25 protein-coding genes are annotated in these 18,603 nt (G+C 60.4%); 20 read left to right on the top strand and 5 right to left on the bottom strand.

The annotated features are described in order from the left end of the window. Nucleotides 1–4 precede the first annotated feature (4 nt). The 19 genes from C481_RS09415 to secY all read left to right on the top strand — a co-directional run bounded on the left by C481_RS09415 (nt 5) and on the right by secY (nt 10,544). A complete protein-coding gene (locus tag C481_RS09415) occupies nt 5–499 on the top strand; it encodes a 50S ribosomal protein L22 (protein WP_006108958.1) in 495 nt (164 codons plus the stop codon). Then, the gene (locus tag C481_RS09410; RefSeq protein ID WP_006108957.1) at nt 499–1,479 is read left to right on the top strand and encodes a 30S ribosomal protein S3; all 981 of its coding nucleotides are present in this window, start codon (nt 499–501) and stop codon (nt 1,477–1,479) included. Before C481_RS09415 ends, C481_RS09410 begins: the two co-directional genes overlap by 1 nt. Continuing rightward, nucleotides 1,479–1,685 carry a 50S ribosomal protein L29 gene (rpmC, locus tag C481_RS09405; protein ID WP_006108956.1) on the top strand — a complete coding sequence of 69 codons (207 nt, stop codon included), beginning with the start codon at nt 1,479–1,481 and terminating at the stop codon, nt 1,683–1,685. Before C481_RS09410 ends, rpmC begins: the two co-directional genes overlap by 1 nt. A 65-nt stretch (nt 1,686–1,750) precedes the next feature. Next, nucleotides 1,751–2,155, top strand: a complete 405-nt coding sequence (locus tag C481_RS09400) for a ribonuclease P protein component 1 (RefSeq protein ID WP_006108955.1) — start codon at nt 1,751–1,753, stop codon at nt 2,153–2,155. After that, entirely contained in the window at nt 2,146–2,595 is a 450-nt protein-coding gene (locus tag C481_RS09395; RefSeq protein WP_006108954.1) for a 30S ribosomal protein S17, read from the top strand. The genes C481_RS09400 and C481_RS09395 overlap by 10 nt, the downstream gene beginning before the upstream one ends. Next, entirely contained in the window at nt 2,595–2,993 is a 399-nt protein-coding gene (locus C481_RS09390) for a 50S ribosomal protein L14 (RefSeq protein ID WP_006108953.1), read from the top strand. The genes C481_RS09395 and C481_RS09390 overlap by 1 nt, the downstream gene beginning before the upstream one ends. Nucleotides 2,994–2,997: 4 nt before the next feature. Further along, a complete protein-coding gene (rplX, locus tag C481_RS09385; protein ID WP_006108952.1) occupies nt 2,998–3,366 on the top strand; it encodes a 50S ribosomal protein L24 in 369 nt (122 codons plus the stop codon). After that, nucleotides 3,363–4,058 carry a 30S ribosomal protein S4e gene (locus C481_RS09380; RefSeq protein WP_006108951.1) on the top strand — a complete coding sequence of 232 codons (696 nt, stop codon included), beginning with the start codon at nt 3,363–3,365 and terminating at the stop codon, nt 4,056–4,058. Before rplX ends, C481_RS09380 begins: the two co-directional genes overlap by 4 nt. Then, nucleotides 4,055–4,600 carry a 50S ribosomal protein L5 gene (locus C481_RS09375; RefSeq protein ID WP_006108950.1) on the top strand — a complete coding sequence of 182 codons (546 nt, stop codon included), beginning with the start codon at nt 4,055–4,057 and terminating at the stop codon, nt 4,598–4,600. The genes C481_RS09380 and C481_RS09375 overlap by 4 nt, the downstream gene beginning before the upstream one ends. After that, the gene (locus tag C481_RS09370) at nt 4,593–4,805 is read left to right on the top strand and encodes a 30S ribosomal protein S14 (protein WP_006108949.1); all 213 of its coding nucleotides are present in this window, start codon (nt 4,593–4,595) and stop codon (nt 4,803–4,805) included. The genes C481_RS09375 and C481_RS09370 overlap by 8 nt, the downstream gene beginning before the upstream one ends. Nucleotide 4,806: 1 nt before the next feature. Continuing rightward, nucleotides 4,807–5,199, top strand: coding sequence for a 30S ribosomal protein S8 (locus C481_RS09365; RefSeq protein ID WP_006108948.1), 393 nt, complete (start codon nt 4,807–4,809; stop codon nt 5,197–5,199). A gap of 2 nt (nt 5,200–5,201) precedes the next feature. Then, nucleotides 5,202–5,741, top strand: coding sequence for a 50S ribosomal protein L6 (locus tag C481_RS09360; RefSeq protein WP_006108947.1), 540 nt, complete (start codon nt 5,202–5,204; stop codon nt 5,739–5,741). A 3-nt stretch (nt 5,742–5,744) separates the two neighbouring features. Beyond that, nucleotides 5,745–6,452 carry a 50S ribosomal protein L32e gene (locus C481_RS09355; protein WP_006108946.1) on the top strand — a complete coding sequence of 236 codons (708 nt, stop codon included), beginning with the start codon at nt 5,745–5,747 and terminating at the stop codon, nt 6,450–6,452. After that, nucleotides 6,445–6,894 (top strand): 50S ribosomal protein L19e, encoded by a 450-nt coding sequence (locus C481_RS09350; protein WP_006108945.1) that lies wholly within the window; start codon nt 6,445–6,447, stop codon nt 6,892–6,894. Before C481_RS09355 ends, C481_RS09350 begins: the two co-directional genes overlap by 8 nt. Next, on the top strand, nt 6,894–7,442 hold the full coding sequence (locus C481_RS09345) for a 50S ribosomal protein L18 (RefSeq protein ID WP_006108944.1): 549 nt from the start codon (nt 6,894–6,896) through the stop codon (nt 7,440–7,442). The genes C481_RS09350 and C481_RS09345 overlap by 1 nt, the downstream gene beginning before the upstream one ends. Then, complete coding sequence (locus C481_RS09340; protein WP_006108943.1) at nt 7,439–8,098, top strand: 30S ribosomal protein S5; 660 nt, start codon at nt 7,439–7,441, stop codon at nt 8,096–8,098. The genes C481_RS09345 and C481_RS09340 overlap by 4 nt, the downstream gene beginning before the upstream one ends. After that, nucleotides 8,098–8,565, top strand: a complete 468-nt coding sequence (locus tag C481_RS09335) for a 50S ribosomal protein L30 (RefSeq protein WP_006108942.1) — start codon at nt 8,098–8,100, stop codon at nt 8,563–8,565. Before C481_RS09340 ends, C481_RS09335 begins: the two co-directional genes overlap by 1 nt. Before the next feature lie 2 nt (nt 8,566–8,567). Beyond that, the gene (locus C481_RS09330) at nt 8,568–9,074 is read left to right on the top strand and encodes an uL15m family ribosomal protein (protein ID WP_006108941.1); all 507 of its coding nucleotides are present in this window, start codon (nt 8,568–8,570) and stop codon (nt 9,072–9,074) included. 3 nt (nt 9,075–9,077) lie between these two features. Further along, nucleotides 9,078–10,544 (top strand): preprotein translocase subunit SecY, encoded by a 1,467-nt coding sequence (gene secY, locus C481_RS09325; protein WP_006108940.1) that lies wholly within the window; start codon nt 9,078–9,080, stop codon nt 10,542–10,544. 343 nt (nt 10,545–10,887) lie between these two features. On the opposite strand, the gene C481_RS09320 is transcribed toward secY, so the two are convergent. From C481_RS09320 to C481_RS09300, 5 genes are all read right to left on the bottom strand, one after another. Next, nucleotides 10,888–12,855 (bottom strand): hypothetical protein, encoded by a 1,968-nt coding sequence (locus tag C481_RS09320; protein WP_006108939.1) that lies wholly within the window; start codon nt 12,853–12,855, stop codon nt 10,888–10,890. A gap of 73 nt (nt 12,856–12,928) precedes the next feature. Beyond that, nucleotides 12,929–13,189 (bottom strand): cytochrome C oxidase subunit IV family protein, encoded by a 261-nt coding sequence (locus tag C481_RS09315; RefSeq protein WP_006108938.1) that lies wholly within the window; start codon nt 13,187–13,189, stop codon nt 12,929–12,931. A 243-nt stretch (nt 13,190–13,432) separates the two neighbouring features. Beyond that, complete coding sequence (locus C481_RS09310) at nt 13,433–15,913, bottom strand: cbb3-type cytochrome c oxidase subunit I (protein WP_006108937.1); 2,481 nt, start codon at nt 15,911–15,913, stop codon at nt 13,433–13,435. Continuing rightward, nucleotides 15,910–16,968, bottom strand: coding sequence for a cytochrome c oxidase subunit II (coxB, locus tag C481_RS09305; RefSeq protein WP_049904572.1), 1,059 nt, complete (start codon nt 16,966–16,968; stop codon nt 15,910–15,912). Before coxB ends, C481_RS09310 begins: the two co-directional genes overlap by 4 nt. A gap of 454 nt (nt 16,969–17,422) precedes the next feature. Continuing rightward, on the bottom strand, nt 17,423–17,905 hold the full coding sequence (locus C481_RS09300; RefSeq protein ID WP_006108935.1) for a hypothetical protein: 483 nt from the start codon (nt 17,903–17,905) through the stop codon (nt 17,423–17,425). Nucleotides 17,906–17,964: 59 nt separating this feature from the next. Here C481_RS09300 and C481_RS09295 point away from each other — a divergent pair, with 59 nt between their 5' ends. Further along, nucleotides 17,965–18,600: an adenylate kinase gene (locus tag C481_RS09295; RefSeq protein ID WP_006108934.1), complete on the top strand. Its 636-nt coding sequence runs from the start codon at nt 17,965–17,967 to the stop codon at nt 18,598–18,600. Nucleotides 18,601–18,603 lie beyond the last annotated feature (3 nt).

Below are 18,603 nucleotides of genomic sequence, written 5' to 3'. Positions count from 1 at the left end.
ACGCATGGGAATCAACTACTCAGTCGACGCGGATCCCGAGTCCACCGCGAAAGCGATGCTTCGGGAGCGTCACATGAGCCACAAGCACAGCAAGGAGGTCGCTCGCGAGATCAAGGGCCGAACCGTCGCGGATGCCCAGGCGTATCTCCAGGACGTAATCGACGAAGAACAGTCGGTTCCGTTTAAGTCCCACAACGCCGGTGCGGGTCACCGCTCCGACGTCGACGGCTGGGACGCCGGCAAGTACCCCGAGAAGGTTTCCGGGGAGTTCCTCGACCTGCTCGAGAACGTCACGGCGAACGCGGACCATCAGGGTTTCGACGGCGAGTCGATGGAGATCGTCCACGTCGCCGCCCACAAGGTCGGCGAATCGGTCGGTCGCAAGCCCCGCGCGATGGGGCGTGCCTCGTCGTGGAATACGCCGCAGGTCGATGTCGAGATCGTCGTCGAAGAAGTCGACGAGGAGACAGGAACCGAGGACTCGGAGGGTAACAACTAATGGCTGACGAGCAACAGTTCATCGAAAACGGCCTGCAGCGGTCCCAGATCGACGAGTTCTTCCAGGAAGAACTCGGCCGCGCGGGCTACGGTGGCATGGACGTCGCCAAGACGCCGATGGGAACCCAAATCGTCCTCAAGGCCGAAAAGCCCGGGATGGTCATCGGCAAGGGCGGCGAGAACATCCGGAAGGTCACGACGGCGCTCGAAGAGCGCTTCGACCTCGAGGACCCGCAGATCGACGTGCAGGAGGTCGACGAACCCGACCTGAACGCACGCATCGTCGCGGATCGCCTCGCAAACGCCCTAGAGCGCGGGTGGTACTTCCGCAAGGCCGGTCACACGACGATCGACCGGATCATGGAAGCCGGCGCACTCGGTGCCGAGATCGTCCTCTCCGGGAAGGTCACGGGTGCACGCTCGCGCGTGGAGAAGTTCAACCGTGGCTACATCAAGCACAACGGCGAACCCGCCGCCGAAATCGTCGACGAAGGCCAGGGTGTCGCCGTCATGAAGCTCGGGACGATCGGCGTCACGGTCAAGATCATCCCGCCGAACGCCGAACTCCCCGACGACTTCGAGATCCACGAGGATGTCGATCCGGAAGAACTCGTCCCCGAGGCCGTCGAGGCCAACGAGGCCGAAGGCGTCGAAGAACTTCTCGAAGGCGAACCCGAAGAGCCCGAGGATGCCGAGGCCGCTGACTCCGGCGTCGAAGCGGGAGCCGACGAGACGCTCGAAACCGCAGCCGACGACGACGCCGAACTCGACGAAGAGGTCGTCGAGGAAGTTATCGAAGCGGAAGTCGAAGCTGAAGACGAGTCTGAGACGGACGCTGACGCCGACGATGACACTGACACCGACGACACCGAGGACGACCTCGATGAACTCGAAGAAGACGTCGAGGCCGAAGCCGAAGAACTCGTCGAGGAGATGGAAACCGACGCGGATGAAGACGAAGACGAAGGAGGTGACGCCTGATGGCAATCCTCCACGTCAAAGAGATCCGCGACATGACGCCCGCCGAACGCGCGGAAGAACTCGATGAACTCGAGACGGAACTGCTGAACCAGAAGTCCGTTCTCGCCGCCGGTGGTGCCCCGGAGAATCCGGGGCGCATCGGTGAACTCAGTCGCACGATTGCGCGGATCAAGACGATCCAGCGCGAGGAGGGCGATCTCGAATGAGATCGAGTATCCGAACGAGCGCAGCTCGTGAGGAAGGCGATCTCGACGACGAATAATAGATGACAATGGCACTGACACCCGAGACACTCCCACGACACGAACTCAACGGACTTCCCGTCCGCATCGTCGAGAGTGACGACGCTACACGGGTCGGCCTCGAGGGCCGCGTCGTCATCGAGACGACCAATACGCTCTCGATCGAGGTTCGAGACGACGGGGAATCTCGGGTCGTCATGGTGCCAAAATCGGGCTCGGTGTTCGAGTTCACGATCACAGATGACGCCGCCGACGCCGCGAAGGGGTCGGGGACCGCGTCCAAACTGGCCGACACTCAACCTGGTGGAGTCGAGCAATCGGAAACACCAGACGGCGCTGGCGAGGATGTGGCCTACGTTACGGTCGATGGATCGCGACTGCTCTCACGACCCGCCCGACGCACGGAAACGAATGGTGACTCACCATGGCAATAGGACTAGACGTTGAAACCCCTCCGGAACCAGAAAACCCGGAGGAATACGACTACGAGAAGTGTCCGTTCTACGGCGAACTCTCCGTTCGAGGACAGATCCTCGAGGGGACCGTCGTCTCGACGGACATGGACAAGACCGTAGTCGTCGAACGAGAGTACGACGTAGCGGTTCCGAAATACGACCGCTCTATGAAACGTCGCTCGCGCATTCCGGCACACGTGCCGGGCGTGCTCGAGCCGCTCTCGGTCGGTGACACGGTCAAGATCGCAGAGACCCGACCACTGTCGAAGACCAAATCGCACGTGGTCGTCGAAGTAACTGAGGAAGCGACTGCGGCAGACATCGCCGAGTTGACCCGCCAGGCAGAGCCTGATCGGGAACTCTCGAGTAGCGATGTCACGCAGGACGCAGAACCCGAGGCAACCGAGGGTGAGCAGTGATGGAGGCGCTCAAAGCCGACGTCACGCAAGGCCTGAAGAAGGGCTCGCTGATCACGTGCGCCGACAACTCTGGCGCACGTGAACTCAAGATCATTAGCGTCTCGGGCTACCACGGCACCAAGAACCGCCAGCCGAAGGCGGGTCTCGGTGACAAGGTAACCGTCTCCGTCACGAAGGGGACCCCCGAGATGCGCCGCCAGGTTCTCGAGGCCGTCATCGTCCGCCAGCGGAAGTCGATCCGCCGACCGGACGGCACGCGGCTGAAGTTCGAGGACAATGCGGCGGTCATCATCGACGAGAACGAAGAGCCCCGCGGGACGGAGATCAAGGGACCGATCGCCCGCGAGGTCGCAGAACGCTTCGGAGCAATCGCGTCCACCGCGACGATGATCGTATAGAACCATGAGCAAGCAACCACACAAACAGCGAACGCAGACCGAGCGTGCACCGCTGCACAAGCGACAGAAGCAGCTTCACGCGACGCTCTCCGAGGACCTCCGCGAGGAGTACGACACCCGTCGCACCCGCGTCAACGCGGGTGACACCGTCGAGGTCATGCGCGGTGACTACGCCGGCGACGAAGGCGAAGTCATCCGTGCGATCCTCGAAGACGGCGTCATCCACGTCGAGGACGTGACGGTCGAGACGGCAGACGGCGAGGAAGTTCCACGCCCGCTTGACCCCTCGAACGTTCGTATCACTGAACTCGATCTGGAGGACGAGCGTCGTGAGGCACGCCTCGAAGGCGATACAGAAGGTGATAGTGAATGACGAAACACCAGAAGCGACTGTCAGTACCGAAGTCCTGGCCGGTCGAGCGCAAGACCGAGGTCTTCACGGTCAAGGCTGACGCGGGTCCGCATGGCGAGGAGGGCGTTCCCCTCGTCGTACTCCTGCGGGACGTGCTCGGCTACGTGGACTCGGCGAAGGAAGCGCGGTACGCCCTGTCGGAGGACTCGATCATCGTCAACGGCGAACCGATCAACGACGAGCAGCGACCGATCGGGATCTTCGACATTCTCGCGTTCCCCGGTCGTGGCGAGTTCTACCGCGTCTTCCCGGACGAGGGTGGCCGCCTCGCCCTTACCGAGATCGACGAGGAATCGGCAGATAGCCGCCTCGGCAAAATCGACGGCAAACGGCAGGTTCCGGGTGGCGACACCCAGCTGACGCTGCACGACGGGACGAACGTCCTCGTCGACGACGAGTTCAGTGCGAAGGATTCGGTCGTCGTCGACAACGAGGACAAGTCGATCGTGGCCCACTTCCCGTACGAGGAGGGCGCGCTCGTGACGGCTATCCGTGGCAACCACGGTGGCAAGATCGGCGAGATCGAATCGATCGACGTCACGCCCGGAAGCGGCTCGAACACCGTTACCGTCTCGACGGACGACGGTGCGTTCGAGACCGTCGAGGAGTACGTCGTCGTCATCGACGAGAACTTTACGGGTGATGGCGAATGAGCGACGCTGAGACCGGCGAATTCCACGAGATGCGCGAACCCACCGTCGAGAAGGTCGTCGTCCACATGGGCGTCGGACAGGGTGGTCGCGAACTCGGTCGAGCGGAAGACATCATCGAGGAAGTCACCGAACAGGAAAGTGTCCGGACGCAGGCAAAGCGGACCGAACCCGACTTCGGGATTCGACAGGGCGATCCGATCGGTACGAAGGTCACCCTTCGTGGCGACGACGCCTACGAGTTCCTCGAGAAGTCCCTGCCGCTTGCGGATCTGTCGGCGACGCAGTTCGACGATACGGGCAACTTCAGCTTCGGGGTCGAGGAGCACACCGAGTTCCCGAGCCAGGAGTACGACCCGAACGTCGGTATCTACGGGCTGGACGTGACCGTCAACCTGGTCCGTCCGGGCTACCGCGTGGCCAAGCGGGATAAGGCGACGCGGCCGATCCCGTCGAATCACCGGCTCACCCCCGAGGACGCCATCGCGTACCTCGAGGCGAACTTCGACGTAACCGTCTCCGCGGAGGAGGAAGACGATGAGTGAAAGCGAACAGGAACCGGAACCAGAACCGGACGAAGACGTCGCAAGCGAGCGCACAGGCGAGCACGCGGCAAAGCGCACTGGCCAGATCGAAGAGTGCCAGCGCTGTGGCCGCAAGCAGGGGTTAGTCGGCAAGTACGACATCAACCTCTGTCGGCAGTGCTTCCGTGAGATCGCCCGCGACATGGGATTCAAGAAGTATCGATAATATGACTGGAAACGATCCACTCAGCAACGCGCTCTCGGGACTCGATAACGCCGAGAGCGTGGGGCATCTCACCCACGAGGTAACACCCGCCTCGAACGAGATCGGCAGCGTGCTCGAGGTCTTCTACGACCGCGGGTACATCGACGGCTTCGAGTTCGTCGACGACGGCAAGGCCGGTCAGTTCGAGGTCGAACTGAAAGGAGCGATCAACGAGTGTGGCCCCGTCAAGCCCCGCTACAGCGTCGGTTCCGAGGACTTCGAGAAGTGGGAGAAGCGATTCCTCCCGGCTCGAGACTTCGGTGCGCTGGTCGTCACGACGAGTGACGGCATCATGAGCCATTACGAGGCTCGTGAGAAGGGAATCGGTGGCCAGGTGATCGCATACGTCTACTAACCATGCGAGTCGAACTGGACATCCCTGACAACGTAACCGTCGAGATCGACCACCTCGATGTGACCGTCGATGGACCGGAAGGCACCGTTTCCCGGCGTCTCTGGTACCCCGACGTGACCGTCGACGTGGAGGATGACACCGTGGTCATCGAGAGCGAGGCCGAGGACGCAAAGACGAACGCGACCGTCGGCACCTTCAAGAGCCACGTTTCGAACGCTTTCCACGGCGTGACCGAGGGCTGGGAGTACAAGATGGAAGTCTTCTACTCTCACTTCCCGATGCAGGTCCGCGCGGAGGGCGAGGAGGTCGTCATCGAGAACTTCCTCGGCGAGAAGGCAGCGCGACGTACGACTATCCACGGTGAGACCACCGTCTCCGTCGATGAGGAACGAATCGTCCTCACTGGTCCCGACAAGGAAAATGTCGGCCAGACGGCGGCGGACATCGAGCAGCTGACGAAGGTCAGCGGCAAGGACACCCGCGTCTTCCAGGACGGGGTCTACATCACCGAAAAACCCGCCACCGAAACCGGAGGTGCCTGATAGATGGCAGACGAAGAACTACAGGAACTCGAAGACATCAGTGGCGTCGGTGCGAGCAAGGCAGACGCCCTTCGCGAGGCCGGCTTCGAGTCCATCGCGGACGTCAAGGAAGCCGACCAGGACGACCTGGCCGAAGCCGACGGCGTCGGCAACGCGCTCGCAGCGCGTATCAAGGCCGACGTCGGCGATCTCGAGGTCTCCGAGGAGACCGAAGCCGAGATCGAAGACGAAGGTGCTGAAGAAGAACCTGCCGAAGACGTCGAGACCGAACTGCAGGCCCGCGGCCTGACCGAGAAGACGCCGGACCTTTCCGACGAGGAACAGCGCCTTCTCAACCGCCGCAAGAGCGAAGGAAAGCCGCAGTTCAACCGGCAGGACTACCACATGAAAAAGCGAACGCCGGAATCCTGGCGACGCCCGCGCGGTCAGCTCTCGAAGCAACGCAAGGGCATCAAGGGCAAGGGCCCGAAAGTCGAAGCCGGCTACCGCACGCCCACCGACGTTCGCGGAAAACACCCGAGCGGTTTCGAAGAGGTCTACGTCGAGAACGTCGACGACCTCGAGGGTGTCGACGGCGACACGGAAGCGGTCCGTATTGCCTCCGCCGTTGGCGCACGCAAGCGCGAACGCATCGAGGAGGTCGCCGAAGACGAGGGCGTTCGCGTCCTGAACCCAACCTACGAAGAGGTCGAGGTGGAACCCAATGACTGATCTTTCCGCACAGAAACGACTCGCTGCCGACGTCTTAGACGTGGGCAAGAATCGTGTCTGGCTCGACCCCGAAGCCCAGGCCGACATCGCCGAGGCCATCACCCGCGACGAAATCCGTGAACTCGTCGAGGACGGCCGTATTCAGGCTGACGACGCCAAAGGGAACTCCCGCGGCCGTGCACGCGAACGGAACGAAAAGCGTGCCTACGGCCACCAGAAGGGCCCGGGCAAGCGCCGCGGCAAGAAAGGCGCACGCCAGAACGAGAAAGAAGAGTGGCAAAACCAGATTCGCGCACAGCGACGGAAGCTGCGTGAACTCCGCGACAAGGGCGAACTGACGCCCACGCAGTACCGCGAGCTCTACAAGAAGGCTGGCGGTGGCGAGTTCCGTAGCGTCCGGTACCTGTTGAACTACATCGACGAGAACTACGGTGACCAATAATGGCGACAGGACCACGATATAAAGTGCCAATGCGGCGTCGCCGTGAGGTCCGGACGGATTACCATCAGAGGTTGCGCCTGCTGAAATCGGGCAAGCCCCGCCTCGTTGCTCGCAAGAGTAACAAGCACACTACGGCGCAGCTGATCGTTCCCGGACCTCAGGGGGACGAGACGCTCGCAAGCGCACACTCGAGCGATCTCGAGGAGTACGGCTGGGATGCGCCCACGAGTAACATCTCTGCAGCCTACCTGACCGGCCTGCTGGCCGGCAAACGGGCAGTCGAAGCCGACATCGAGGAAGCAGTCCTCGACATCGGTCTCAACACGGCAACGCCCGGAAACAAGGTGTTCGCAGTGCAGGAGGGCGCAATCGACGCCGGCCTCGAAATCCCGCACAACGACAGCGTGCTCGCAGACTGGTCGCGTACTCGCGGCGAACACATCGCCGAGTACGCCGAACAGTTAGACGAACCGCTGTACAGCGGTGACTTCGACGCAACCGAGCTCCCAGAACACTTCGACGAGGTACGAGAGGCGATTCTCGAATGAGTGGAAACAACTACAACGACAACGGATGGGAACCCGTTACCCGTCTCGGCCGGAAGGTCCAGGAGGGCGACATCGATACGATGGAAGCCGCCCTCAGCTCGGGACTCCCGCTCAAGGAACCCGAACTCGTCGACCAGCTCCTCCCCGGACTGGACGACGAAGTGCTCGACATCAACATGGTCCAGCGCATGACCGACTCCGGGCGACGCGTGAAGTTCCGCTGCGTCGTCGCCGTCGGCAACCGCGACGGCTACATCGGCTATGCGGAAGGCCGAGACGACCAGGTCGGGTCCGCTATCCAGAAGGCAATCGGTATCGCGAAACTGAACATCATCTCGGTCCCGCGCGGCTCCGGTTCGTGGGAGGACCGCTCGGACCGTCCACACTCGCTGACCCGCCAGACGACCGGCAAAGCCGGCTCCGTCGAGGTCGAAGTCATCCCGGCCCCCGAAGGGCTCGGACTAGCCGCGAGTGACACGGTCCGTGCCGTCCTCGAACTGGCCGGCATCGAAAACGCCTGGACCAAGAGCCACGGCAACACGCGAACGACCGTCAACCTCGCGAAAGCGACGTTCAACGCGCTCGAGAACGCCTCGCAGTCGCGACACTCGCAGGTACGCGAGACTACCCGTGACGAAGCCGAGGTGACCGAGTGATGAAGGCAGTCGTTCAGGTCCGTGGCGAAGTGAATCGCCAGCAGACCGTCCAGGACACCCTGGAGATGCTCAACATCCACGGCGTCAACCACTGCGCACTCATCCCCGAAACCGACACCTACCGTGGCATGATCACGAAGGTCAACGACTACGTCGCACACGGGGAACCCGACGCCGACGTGCTCGAAACGGTGCTCGCAAAGCGGGCAGAACCGCTCGAGGGCCGACAGTCCGATGTCGACGAGGAGTGGCTCAGCGAGAACACCGAGTTCAGCGACTTCGCTGAACTCGCCGAGGCGCTACTCGACGAGGAAACGACGCTTCGCGAGGAGGGGCTGTCGCCGACGCTGCGACTGCACCCGCCACGTGGCGGTCACAATGGGATCAAAAAGCCAACCGCGGAGGGCGGCCAACTCGGAAAGCATACAACCGAGGACATTAACGTCCTGTTAGAATCGATGCGATAACAATGACGAGCAAAAAACGACGCCAGCGTGGATCGCGAACCCACAGCGGCGGCTCCCACAAAAACCGACGTGGGGCCGGACATCGTGGTGGACGCGGCCGCGCCGGGCGAAGCAAACACGAGTTCCACAACTACGAACCGAAGGGGAAACACGGCTTCAAACGACCGCAGGACATCCGCGAGGATGTCGCCGAGATCGACGTTCAGAAGTTAGACGAGGACGCGATCCTGTACGTCGCCGACGATCTTGCCGCGGAGACCGACGACGGCTACGAACTCGACGCTCGCGATATCGTCGAGGACGGCCACGAGGTCGATGTCGTCAAGGTCCTCGGATCGGGACAGGTACGCAACACACTCGAAGTTACTGCAGATGCGTTCTCGGAAGCAGCTCGCGAGAAGCTCGAGGCGGCCGGCGGTGAGGCGATCGTCTCGGAGCGAGGACAAGAGCGGGCGGAAGCTGACGAAACTGCGTCCGATCAGGAAGCCGAAGAACAGGACGAGGAGTAACATATGGGATGGAAGGAAGCCGCTGAACCGGTCTTAACGCGGATGCCCGCAGTCCGCCGTCCGGAGGGACACGTTCCCTTTAAACGCAAGCTTGCGTGGACGGCTGGCATCCTGATGTTGTACTTCTTCCTGACGAACATCTCGCTGCTCGGGGTGCAGTCCGGTGGCGCAACCGACCTCTTCGGTGAGTTCCGCGCGATCCTCGCCGGCTCACAGGGATCGTTGTTGCAAGTCGGTATTGGACCGATCGTCACCGCGAGCATCGTCTTGCAACTGCTTGGCGGTGCGAACCTACTCGGTCTCGACACCGACGACCCGCGCGACCAGGTCCTCTATCAGGGCCTGCAGAAGCTCTTGGTCGTCGTTATGGTGGTGCTGACCGGGCTGCCGATAGTGTTCGCCAGCGGCTTCCTGCCAGCTCAGTCGTCACTGCAGTTCGGGGGACTCACCCTCGACCATATGCAGGTCCAGCTTCTGATGTTCGCCCAAATCTTCGCCGGCGGTATCCTCATCCTCTACATGGACGAGGTCGTCAGCAAGTGGGGCGTCGGGAGCGGGATCGGGCTGTTCATCATCGCCGGTGTGAGCCAGCGACTCGTTACTGGGCTCATCCAGCCAACTGCGGGTGGGTTCTTCTACGACTGGTATCAGATCATCACTGGACAGGTGGCCGTCGGCTCGGTCTTCGCTGGCGATGGACTGTACACCATCCTGTTTCAGGAGGGGCACATTATCGCACTGCTAACGACGGTCCTGATCTTCGCGATCGTCGTCTACGCGGAATCGGTTCGCGTGGAAATCCCACTCAGCCACGCCCGCGTCAAAGGCGCTCGCGGTCGCTTCCCGGTGAAGCTCATCTACGCGAGCGTCCTGCCGATGATCCTTGTCCGGGCGCTGCAGGCGAACGTCCAGTTCATCGGACAGATCATGTCCTCGCAGCTGGGAGCCAACATGCCCGCGTTCCTCGGGACCTACAACGCTAATGGACAACCCGTGAGCGGGTTCTTCTACTACGTCGCGCCGATCTACTCACCAAACGACTGGATGTGGTGGACCGGCGAAGTCTCCCAGGCGGCGTGGATGGTGATGATCCGCGTCTCCATCGACCTGGCATTCATGATCGCCGGCGGTGCGATCTTCGCCGTCTTCTGGGTCGAGACCACCGACATGGGCCCGGAATCCACAGCCAAGCAGATCCAGAACTCGGGGATGCAGATCCCCGGCTTCCGCCAGAACGTCGGCGTCATCGAGAAGGTCATGGAACGGTACATTCCGCAAGTGACCATCATCGGTGGTGCACTCGTCGGCTTGCTCGCCGTCTGGGCGAACATGCTCGGCACCATCGGTTCCATCAGTGGAACCGGTCTACTGCTGGCTGTCTCCATCACCTACAAGCTCTACGAAGAGATCGCCGAAGAGCAGATGATGGAGATGCACCCGATGATGCGCCAGATGTTCGGCAAGGAATAGCAGCTGTCACCGGTCTTCGGGTTTTTCTTTCTCGCAGGTTCGTAACCGTGCCTGTAGTAACAACTGCAACGATTTACACACCGCTTGCATAACCGTCGTGCGATCGGGCATACAGTAACTTGCAGTAGCTACTAGAGTCGTCCCTTCGATGGTCGTCGAGAGTGAGATCTCGGTTGTGAACTCTATCCACTGGCTGTCGAGAACAGTATCCTGAGTTGTTTGTCCTCCCCCAGCGACAAACGCGACCTGCGTGCACCTCTATTAGTCGCGTGCGGGGACCGTTCGTCATCCCGCGGTACCTAAGAGAAACCGAACCCGGTAGTCTCTACCGCCTGTTTTCGCTTTACTCTCCGTTCGCCTCGTCCCACGACCCGACCTCGTACACGTCCGTTTGTTCGTCGACGATAGGAAGGTCCACAAGCGCCTCGGTATCGAGAGCGTCGGCGTTCTCCGGGGCTGCATCTCCAAGATCATCGACAGCGACGTACGTTTTTCCGACACCGTCGTCCTGCTTATTCGTCGGTATCAGCTGATCGAGCAGTGCACCGAGATTTTCGAACGTTGCGCCCCCGTGAACGCGTATCGTCTCCCCGTCGAGTTCAACGTTCGTCCGCGTAAGATCGAGATTCCACTCGTCGAGAGCGGAAACGAATGCAGCCCCGTCCGAACCACCGAGCGGGTCGAACTGGACCGACTTGGCCAGGTAGTCCGCAGTCCGATTAGCAACAGTAGCCCGTGGCAGTTCGAACTCTCCTTCAAGATCGATGGCGCTTCGATCGGCTGTGATTTCGAGATCAAAGGCGGTATCCGCTCGCGAATCGAGTCCGCGCGCAGTGCGTTCGTCAACGTAGTCGGACCAATTCTCGGTCGCGCCGGTTATAGTCGCAGTAACGTCGTAGCGCCGGTTGGACTGTCCCCGCGTGCTTGTGTCGTGTGCTTGATTCCGTGTCGTCTCTCCCTCCGCGTTCCATTCGAGCACCGTTTGGAGGTCCGCCTCCCGCTGCGCATCGAGTCTCGCTTGGAGGTTCGTCTCGGTGTCGGTCCCGTTCGCGTTCGAGGACTCCCTCTCGAGGCGTTCCGGTTCGATAATCGCACGAAGTGCCCGCTCGTAGTTTGCCAGTTCCACGTTCCAGTCAGTTCGAGTCGTCTGTCCCGTCCCCTGGTCCGTCTGTATCGGCGTCGTCTCTTGAGTGAACTCGGCGGTCTCGATCTCGAGTTCAGCGAGCGCCGTCGTAAGGACACGCTCGTTTTCCGGGGTGGATCGCTGTATTCCCTCCGTCGCGGCCCCGTCACTTCCCGTTAGTGTCGTCGATAGCGCGCGTTCGATCCCCTCGTTGAGCCCCGTGTAGGTTACTGTAAACTCGAGGTCGAGTTCGTAGTCCGACTGTGCAGTCGTCGAAGCGGCTGTTTGATTCGAGTCGGTCGTCGTATTCGATGCCGTTTCCTCCGCCACCAGTGCGTACTGTTCGAGTTCGACGCTGCTCTCGCCGCCGAACCTGGCCGCAATCGAGGCGAACTCCGTCTCGAGGGTCTCACTGGCGTTTGCACGTGTCTGCCAGCGGGAGACAGCACTCGAATCGATCCGGGTACGGCGCTCGATGTGCATCCTGTACTCTCCGTCGGTACTCTCGCTCTCGGCGACAGAAACTGACAGATATCGCGGTGTCCCTGTCGTCGAGGACGTACTCGTGGCCGTCCCGGTCGTTGTAATCGCATCCGGCGTGAGACGGATCTCACCGTTCGTTGATCCCGAAAGGCGCTCTTCCATATGCTCTGTCGGCCCTGTCGCCGAGAGTGCGGCCTCGAACTCGTTTGTGTCCTGACTGAACTCGCCGGACACGTCGAGGTCGAGCGTCGATCCGGGAGTTGGCTGGTCGAGAACCTGTTCACCGTCAGCGAGCTGTGCCGGTGTCACTGGGATCTCCGTGCCCTCTGTTTCGCGGTCCTGTCCAGCGAGTTCGGTGGTGAGCTCAGTAAGCGCAGTCGCCGCAGTAACGCTCCGTCGAACCGGGCTCTGCGTGTCGTTGAGCGAGTTCTCGTAGACGAGGATGGCCCCACCGTCGGTTGTGAGATAGACGTCATCCGCCGGGCCGTGTCTAGCACCGGCCTCGGCAGGCGTGTCGTAGGTTGGTATGTCGTCCGGTAGCTGTGGACCGTTCTCGGAGAGAAGCGAGTCCTGCGGCGTTGAACTGTACATATATGTCAGCCCGAGACTGAACACAGCGAGACAGGTGAACCCGATAATGAGGAGGGCTGCAATCGCGTTACTGGCCTGCGTTGTTTCGGTGTCTGACCATGGCCAGCGATCCATGTCAGATGCTACTGGCTAGATGCGTATAAAGTTCAACAATTAGATGCGAGTCGACTCTCCCGCGACCGTTGGCTCACTGGATCGAGTATCCAGCGGCGATGACGAGCAGGAAGACCATGAATACAGCCGTTGCCATCATGTAACTGATCGCTCGTGGCTCCTCGATCAGGTGCTGATAGTAGCCGGCGATCAGCAGGATCTTTGTGATTGCCAAAAGGATCGTCCCGCCGATGGCCGTTGCGTACGCGAAGTTGAACTCGAAGAAGACGAATTTCCCCGTCGCCAGTGCCACCAGGAGGATGTAGATCAGGGTGTACGTTCGAAGGTTGGCCATTAGTGTGGAATGTGGGTGACGGATACTTATACCTTCCTCATACGTACTGCCACTCCTCGTACCGTGGTTTTATCCGCCGAATCGGTTCCGTTCCCGTGGAGACAAAATCGGGCGTCGAGTTCGTAACTGGGCCACGCAACGGTTCGGACGAAGACGGTGCCACAGCGGCTCAAAACAGGCGGAAAGGAATCAGTTTCGCATCGCATGCAGACCGGGATCAAGCGGTGTGACCGCTTGAGTGGTCTACATCAGGTAGAACAGTGGGAACAGGAGCACCCACACGATGTCCACGAAGTGCCAGTAGAGTCCGAAGAACTCCACCGGTCGATGGTCCTCGAGGTACGCATCGATGCTGATGATCCGGTAGATCATAAACAGCGCGACGAGTACGCCGAGGATCACGTGTAAGGCGTGGAGGCCGGTCGTCACGTAGTAGATCGAGTACTCGATGCTGTACCACCAGTAGTGGCCGTCGCCCATCTTCTGGGTGTACTCGAAGGCCTTGACGCCCATGAACGCCAGTGCGAGTAACACCGTCGCACCCATCGCACCGAGGAGTCCACTCTTGTTCTTTCGCTCGGCCATCACCAGTGCGATGATGACGGTAAAACTCGAGGTGAGCAGGATGTACGTATTGACCAACCCGGCCATCGTGATCGGGTCGAACTCCCAGTCCATCCAGCCCATGTGTAGGCGCATAAAGATGTAGGCGCCGATCGCGGCACCGAAGACGATGACGTCGGACGCGAGGAACACCCAGATGCCGAACTTGGTGTTTCCGATCCCGCCGAACGGCCAGCGTTCGGCGATGTTCATCACGGGTGCATCGAACTTCTCACGACCGAACTGGAACAGCGTAACGGCCATAATCGCCATCCCGAGGGCGATCAGCACTGGATACATGATATCCGGCTGGGTCGCAAAGCCATCCAGTCCTTCCGGCGGTTCGGCCGTTCCCTCGGCGAAGTTAGCGACGAACGGTGTCAGCCCGGACAGTCCAAGGAAGAACACGAACGTTCCGACGCCGATTCCGAACGGCCAGATACTGGCGTGGTCTGCGTGTTCGGCTTCGTGTTCGACGCTCGCTTCAGTTGTGGTGCCCTGTCCGTGTGCAACACCGCCGTCGGTTGCAGCCGGCGAGTCGTCAACGAACTCGAGTCGACCGCTAGCGTAACTCGGCCGCCCGTCCCAGTTCTCGAGCGGTGGCGGCGAGGGGATTGCCCACTCGGCCGTCCGGGAGTACTCCCACGGATTATCGGGAGCCTTGGGCCCGGAAATCCAACTCTTCGCGAACGTGAAGAACATAATCAGGAACGAGAGCCCGAGGACGAACGCCCCGACAGTCGCGATCTGGTGGTAGATCTGAGCACTCTCGCCGTAGTGGAAGACACGCCGTGGCGTTTCCCAGGCGAGGAACATCGGGAAGTACAGCATGTTGAACCCGATGAAGTAGACTGCGAAGTTTAACTTCCCGAGTGCCTCCGAGTACATCTTTCCAGTTATCTTCGGCCACCAGTAGTAGAGGCCGGCGACCAGCGCCGTCACCCCAGAGACCATCACGTAGTGGAAGTGAGCGACGACCCAGTAGGTGCCACGGAACTCGTAGTCGAGCACGACGGCCCCAAGGAAGACCCCCGTAATGCCACCGAGGATGAACAACACGAGCGCGCCGAGGCTAAAGAGGAACGGTGTCGTAAACCGAACCCGCCCCTTGACCATCGTGTAGATCAACGAGAAGACCATCAGGTCGAACGGGAGCGAAATCCCGATCGTCGTGGCCATGTACAGCGTCTTGATCTCCAGGTTGATCGTCGTCAGGAACATGTGGTGCATCCAGACGAGGAACGACTGGACTGCCACGAGAACCATCGCGATGATGACCCATTTGCGGCCGACGAGGCGCCGTCCAGTAAAGGTCTGGAACGTCTCGAACATGATCCCTAACGCCGGGAAGAAGACGATATACACCTCCGGATGGCCGAAGAACCAGAACAGGTGCGCCCATAATAGGCTCGATCCCTGATCCGTCATGAAGTACTGGGTCAGGAACAACCGGTCAATCGAGAGCAACAACAGTGCTGCAAGCAACGCTGCGAACGCAAACAGCATCATCCAGACCGTCAGGAGCCACGACCAGGTGAATATCGGCATGTTCCAGAGGCCAAGCCCTTCGGCCCGTGAGCGGTGAATCGTCGTCAGGAAGTTCACCGACCCGATCGTGATCGACATGACGAACAACGTCAGCGCGAGTATCGCTGCGTTATTGCCTGCCGTCGCGTCCATTGCAGGCGTGTACATCGGTACGTTCAGCGGCGCGTACAACGTCCACCCGCCGGCGTACGTCTGTCCCTGGAAGAACGAGAGGACGAACAGAATCCCCGAGAACAGGTAAAACCAGTAACTCAGGGCGTTCAGTCGCGGGAACGCGAGATCCTTCGCACCGATCTGGAGCGGTACCAGGTAGTTCGCAAACCCGGATGCGATCGGCGAGAGGAACCAGAAGACCATCAACAGCCCGTGCGTCGAGACTGCCTGGTTGAACTGGACCGGTTCGAGGATACCGAGTCCACCCGGCTCCCAGAGCTGCACGCGGAACAACAGCGCCATCGCACCGCCCAGCAGGAGGAAAAACAGCGCTGTCGTGATGTAGAGAATCCCAACGTCCTTGTGATTCGTCGTGACGAGCCAGCGCTTGACGGACGTCATCGGCGGTAGATCACTCATTCGCCGTCACCCCCTGTACCGTCTTGCTGTTGGTCGGTTTCGTTTCCGGCACCGTCTTCGCCACCGTTCCCGCCATCAGCGTCGTCCGTTCCGTCGTCATTACTTCCGTCACCTTCCTCACCGGAACCCGCCGTTTCGAACGTATAGGTCTCGTCGACTGGTCCGGTGAAATCGACGCTTTCCTCGATCGGTTCGTACTGATCGTCAGTCGGCGTGATCGTCAGGTTGTACTGGCCACCCTGTTCGATTTCGTTGATGGTGATCGATCCGTTCTCGAACTCATCAGCCGAGTACGTGTAGGTCAGATCCTGCTCGTACTGGTCGTTCTCCTCGTGGACGAGTTCGACTTCGTAGCCGTCGGTCACGCGCGATTCGTTTTCGTCCTCGACCGTGATCGTCATCGTGAGCTGCTCGTCGACCCACTGTTCGAACTCGTCTTCCGAGAGCACGGTAACGTCGGAGTTCATCCCGGAGTGACCGAAGCCACACAGTTCGAAGCACTCGACCGTGTAGTTCCCGCCTTCGTCCGCCTGGAACCAGGTTTCGTCGGTTTCGCCGGGGATCGCGTCGGCTTTGACGCGTAAATCTGAGATGCCGAACGTGTGCCAGACGTCCTGTGATGTTGTCTCTATCCAGATGGGCGTATCGGCAGGGATGACGAGTCCTTCATTGATGGAGCCAGTCTCGATACCGTTCTCGTAGTTAAAGTCCCAACCGAACGCGTATCCTTCGACATCGATCTCGAGCGCGTCCTCGCCGGGGGTGTCCGGGCCGTCTTCGACGACGAGCAGCATGCCGTACGACCAGACGACCAGCGAAATAACGATGATCGCGCTCAGTCCGAACGAGAGGAATAACTTCTTACCGCCCTGTCCGCCTGTCGGGAGTTCCCCAAGCGTTGGCAGATCCTCGTCGGCCTTCGTCTCGCCGTCATCACGATACTTGTACGCGTTGTACAAGGTGTAAGAGATAACGACGACGCCGACGAGTGTCCCGAGACCGAGGAACACGAGGAAGATCTCATCGAAGATATCGACTCGGGTCTGCGTCTGCATCGGGGTCGTGTATGCGTTGAAGATCGTATTCACCTCTGTTGAAGCCGTCTATATGTCGGACCGTGGTTTCCGGGACCACTTATCTATTTGGAAACGGGCCGGGATGCGCATTCTTCCGTCGTGAACGGGCTCTCCGTTTCGGCCAATGACCGGAGTCGATCCGGCCGCCCGTGACCGTCCCAACCGGCCCGCCGACATGGTCCTCTGGAGTCTTGTTGGAGTCAGTCCTTTTCTTTCTGTCGCTAATTCGCCGCGAGTTCGGTTGCAAAGACGAACTCTCACGCGCACGCGAGTGCATGATGCGAACAGGTTCGGTATGGCGAGTGCGGTATAGACAGGGATCCGACGGGTTTGCGCTGTTGTGGCTGCGATTTATGCTCGCGCGCGGTTGAAGTGGAGATGAGAGTCGAACACCGGTGCGAGTGGGGCTGCAATCGATCTCGAGGGGTCACTATTAGAGATCGACCACCCAGACGCGACCGTCCGACGGAAGGTGATAAACGGTCTGAAAGACGGCATCGATAAACTGCGCGATTCGGTTTGGATCCGCCTTTGCACTCACCCGGACGTTGATGCCTGCCGCGTCTTCGGATCGTGTGAGATCGTCGATCTTGAATACGGGAAATTCGTCGAGGAGTCCTTTGAGCCGGTCGAGTTCGTCGTCGGTGCAGTCGATGTTGATCGTGCCGTCACCGAACTGGAGCCACGGGATGCCAAGATCAGGGTCGAGGTCGGGGCCAGTGGACGCGTCAGGGTCGTGCTCCGATTCGGTGTCGCGATCGGAGTGGGACTCGGATTCAGCGTCGGACGCCGACTCGAATGCGTCCGGATCGACTTCGAACGTCACGAACCCGCTGCCACGAGTTCGGTGTGCCGTAATCGCATCGCCGTAGAGTTCCTGGCGCGCTTTCGGTGTGGTCGCATCGAATCGAGTCATACCGGGATAGATGTGCCCGTTTCTTTAAGCCTTTATGCGCCGGCGCTGAACGAGGGAATATGGTACAGCCACGAATTTTGATTCTCGGGGCACCCGGGGCGGGCAAAGGGACACAAAGTGCAAATATCGTCGACGAGTTCGACGTCGATCACATCACCACCGGCGATGCACTTCGGGCCAACAAGGGGATGGATCTCTCCGATATGGACACCGAGTACGACACCCCTGGCGAGTACATGGATCAGGGTGAACTCGTTCCCGATAAAGTCGTTAACGCGATCGTCGACGAGGCGCTCTCACAGGCGGACGGCTTCGTTCTCGACGGCTACCCGCGCAATCTGGACCAGGCCGAAGAGCTCGAGGACATGACCGATCTCGATGTCGTTCTCTATCTCGATGTCGACGAGGAAGAACTCGTACACCGACTCACTGGTCGCCGTCTGGACCCGGAAACGGGCGATATCTACCACGTCGAGTACAATCCCCCGGAGGATGCGGACGTCGAAGCGCGACTCGAGCAGCGAGAAGACGACACGGAAGAGACCGTTCGCGAGCGACTCCGGGTATACGAAGAGAATACGGAACCGGTCGTCGAGTACTACGACGAGAAGGGAACGCTCGAGCGGATCGATGGGAATCAGGCACCGGATGCGGTTTGGGAGTCCGTCGAGGAGACGATTTCGGACGCGGCCTAACGT

Source organism: Natrialba asiatica DSM 12278 (genome assembly GCF_000337555.1).
GTDB classification, from domain to species: domain Archaea; phylum Halobacteriota; class Halobacteria; order Halobacteriales; family Natrialbaceae; genus Natrialba; species Natrialba asiatica.
Note: the sequence above shows the minus strand (reverse complement) of the source record. Positions and strands in the feature narration are given on the sequence as shown.

What these genes read in the sequence shown, in the direction of transcription:
- C481_RS09330 (WP_006108941.1), top strand. Translation starts at nt 8,568, where the DNA reads ATGACGAGCAAAAAACGACGCCAGCGTGGATCGCGAACCCACAGCGGC.
- C481_RS09370 (WP_006108949.1), top strand. Translation starts at nt 4,593, where the DNA reads ATGAGTGAAAGCGAACAGGAACCGGAACCAGAACCGGACGAAGACGTC.
- rplX (WP_006108952.1), top strand. Translation starts at nt 2,998, where the DNA reads ATGAGCAAGCAACCACACAAACAGCGAACGCAGACCGAGCGTGCACCG.
- C481_RS09320 (WP_006108939.1), bottom strand. Translation starts at nt 12,855, where the DNA reads ATGGATCGCTGGCCATGGTCAGACACCGAAACAACGCAGGCCAGTAAC.
- C481_RS09315 (WP_006108938.1), bottom strand. Translation starts at nt 13,189, where the DNA reads ATGGCCAACCTTCGAACGTACACCCTGATCTACATCCTCCTGGTGGCA.
- C481_RS09345 (WP_006108944.1), top strand. Translation starts at nt 6,894, where the DNA reads ATGGCGACAGGACCACGATATAAAGTGCCAATGCGGCGTCGCCGTGAG.
- C481_RS09380 (WP_006108951.1), top strand. Translation starts at nt 3,363, where the DNA reads ATGACGAAACACCAGAAGCGACTGTCAGTACCGAAGTCCTGGCCGGTC.
- C481_RS09310 (WP_006108937.1), bottom strand. Translation starts at nt 15,913, where the DNA reads ATGAGTGATCTACCGCCGATGACGTCCGTCAAGCGCTGGCTCGTCACG.
- C481_RS09400 (WP_006108955.1), top strand. Translation starts at nt 1,751, where the DNA reads ATGGCACTGACACCCGAGACACTCCCACGACACGAACTCAACGGACTT.
- C481_RS09340 (WP_006108943.1), top strand. Translation starts at nt 7,439, where the DNA reads ATGAGTGGAAACAACTACAACGACAACGGATGGGAACCCGTTACCCGT.
- C481_RS09390 (WP_006108953.1), top strand. Translation starts at nt 2,595, where the DNA reads ATGGAGGCGCTCAAAGCCGACGTCACGCAAGGCCTGAAGAAGGGCTCG.
- C481_RS09295 (WP_006108934.1), top strand. Translation starts at nt 17,965, where the DNA reads ATGGTACAGCCACGAATTTTGATTCTCGGGGCACCCGGGGCGGGCAAA.
- coxB (WP_049904572.1), bottom strand. Translation starts at nt 16,968, where the DNA reads ATGCAGACGCAGACCCGAGTCGATATCTTCGATGAGATCTTCCTCGTG.
- C481_RS09360 (WP_006108947.1), top strand. Translation starts at nt 5,202, where the DNA reads ATGCGAGTCGAACTGGACATCCCTGACAACGTAACCGTCGAGATCGAC.
- secY (WP_006108940.1), top strand. Translation starts at nt 9,078, where the DNA reads ATGGGATGGAAGGAAGCCGCTGAACCGGTCTTAACGCGGATGCCCGCA.
- C481_RS09335 (WP_006108942.1), top strand. Translation starts at nt 8,098, where the DNA reads ATGAAGGCAGTCGTTCAGGTCCGTGGCGAAGTGAATCGCCAGCAGACC.
- C481_RS09375 (WP_006108950.1), top strand. Translation starts at nt 4,055, where the DNA reads ATGAGCGACGCTGAGACCGGCGAATTCCACGAGATGCGCGAACCCACC.
- C481_RS09300 (WP_006108935.1), bottom strand. Translation starts at nt 17,905, where the DNA reads ATGACTCGATTCGATGCGACCACACCGAAAGCGCGCCAGGAACTCTAC.
- C481_RS09350 (WP_006108945.1), top strand. Translation starts at nt 6,445, where the DNA reads ATGACTGATCTTTCCGCACAGAAACGACTCGCTGCCGACGTCTTAGAC.
- C481_RS09355 (WP_006108946.1), top strand. Translation starts at nt 5,745, where the DNA reads ATGGCAGACGAAGAACTACAGGAACTCGAAGACATCAGTGGCGTCGGT.
- C481_RS09410 (WP_006108957.1), top strand. Translation starts at nt 499, where the DNA reads ATGGCTGACGAGCAACAGTTCATCGAAAACGGCCTGCAGCGGTCCCAG.
- C481_RS09415 (WP_006108958.1), top strand. Translation starts at nt 5, where the DNA reads ATGGGAATCAACTACTCAGTCGACGCGGATCCCGAGTCCACCGCGAAA.
- rpmC (WP_006108956.1), top strand. Translation starts at nt 1,479, where the DNA reads ATGGCAATCCTCCACGTCAAAGAGATCCGCGACATGACGCCCGCCGAA.
- C481_RS09395 (WP_006108954.1), top strand. Translation starts at nt 2,146, where the DNA reads ATGGCAATAGGACTAGACGTTGAAACCCCTCCGGAACCAGAAAACCCG.
- C481_RS09365 (WP_006108948.1), top strand. Translation starts at nt 4,807, where the DNA reads ATGACTGGAAACGATCCACTCAGCAACGCGCTCTCGGGACTCGATAAC.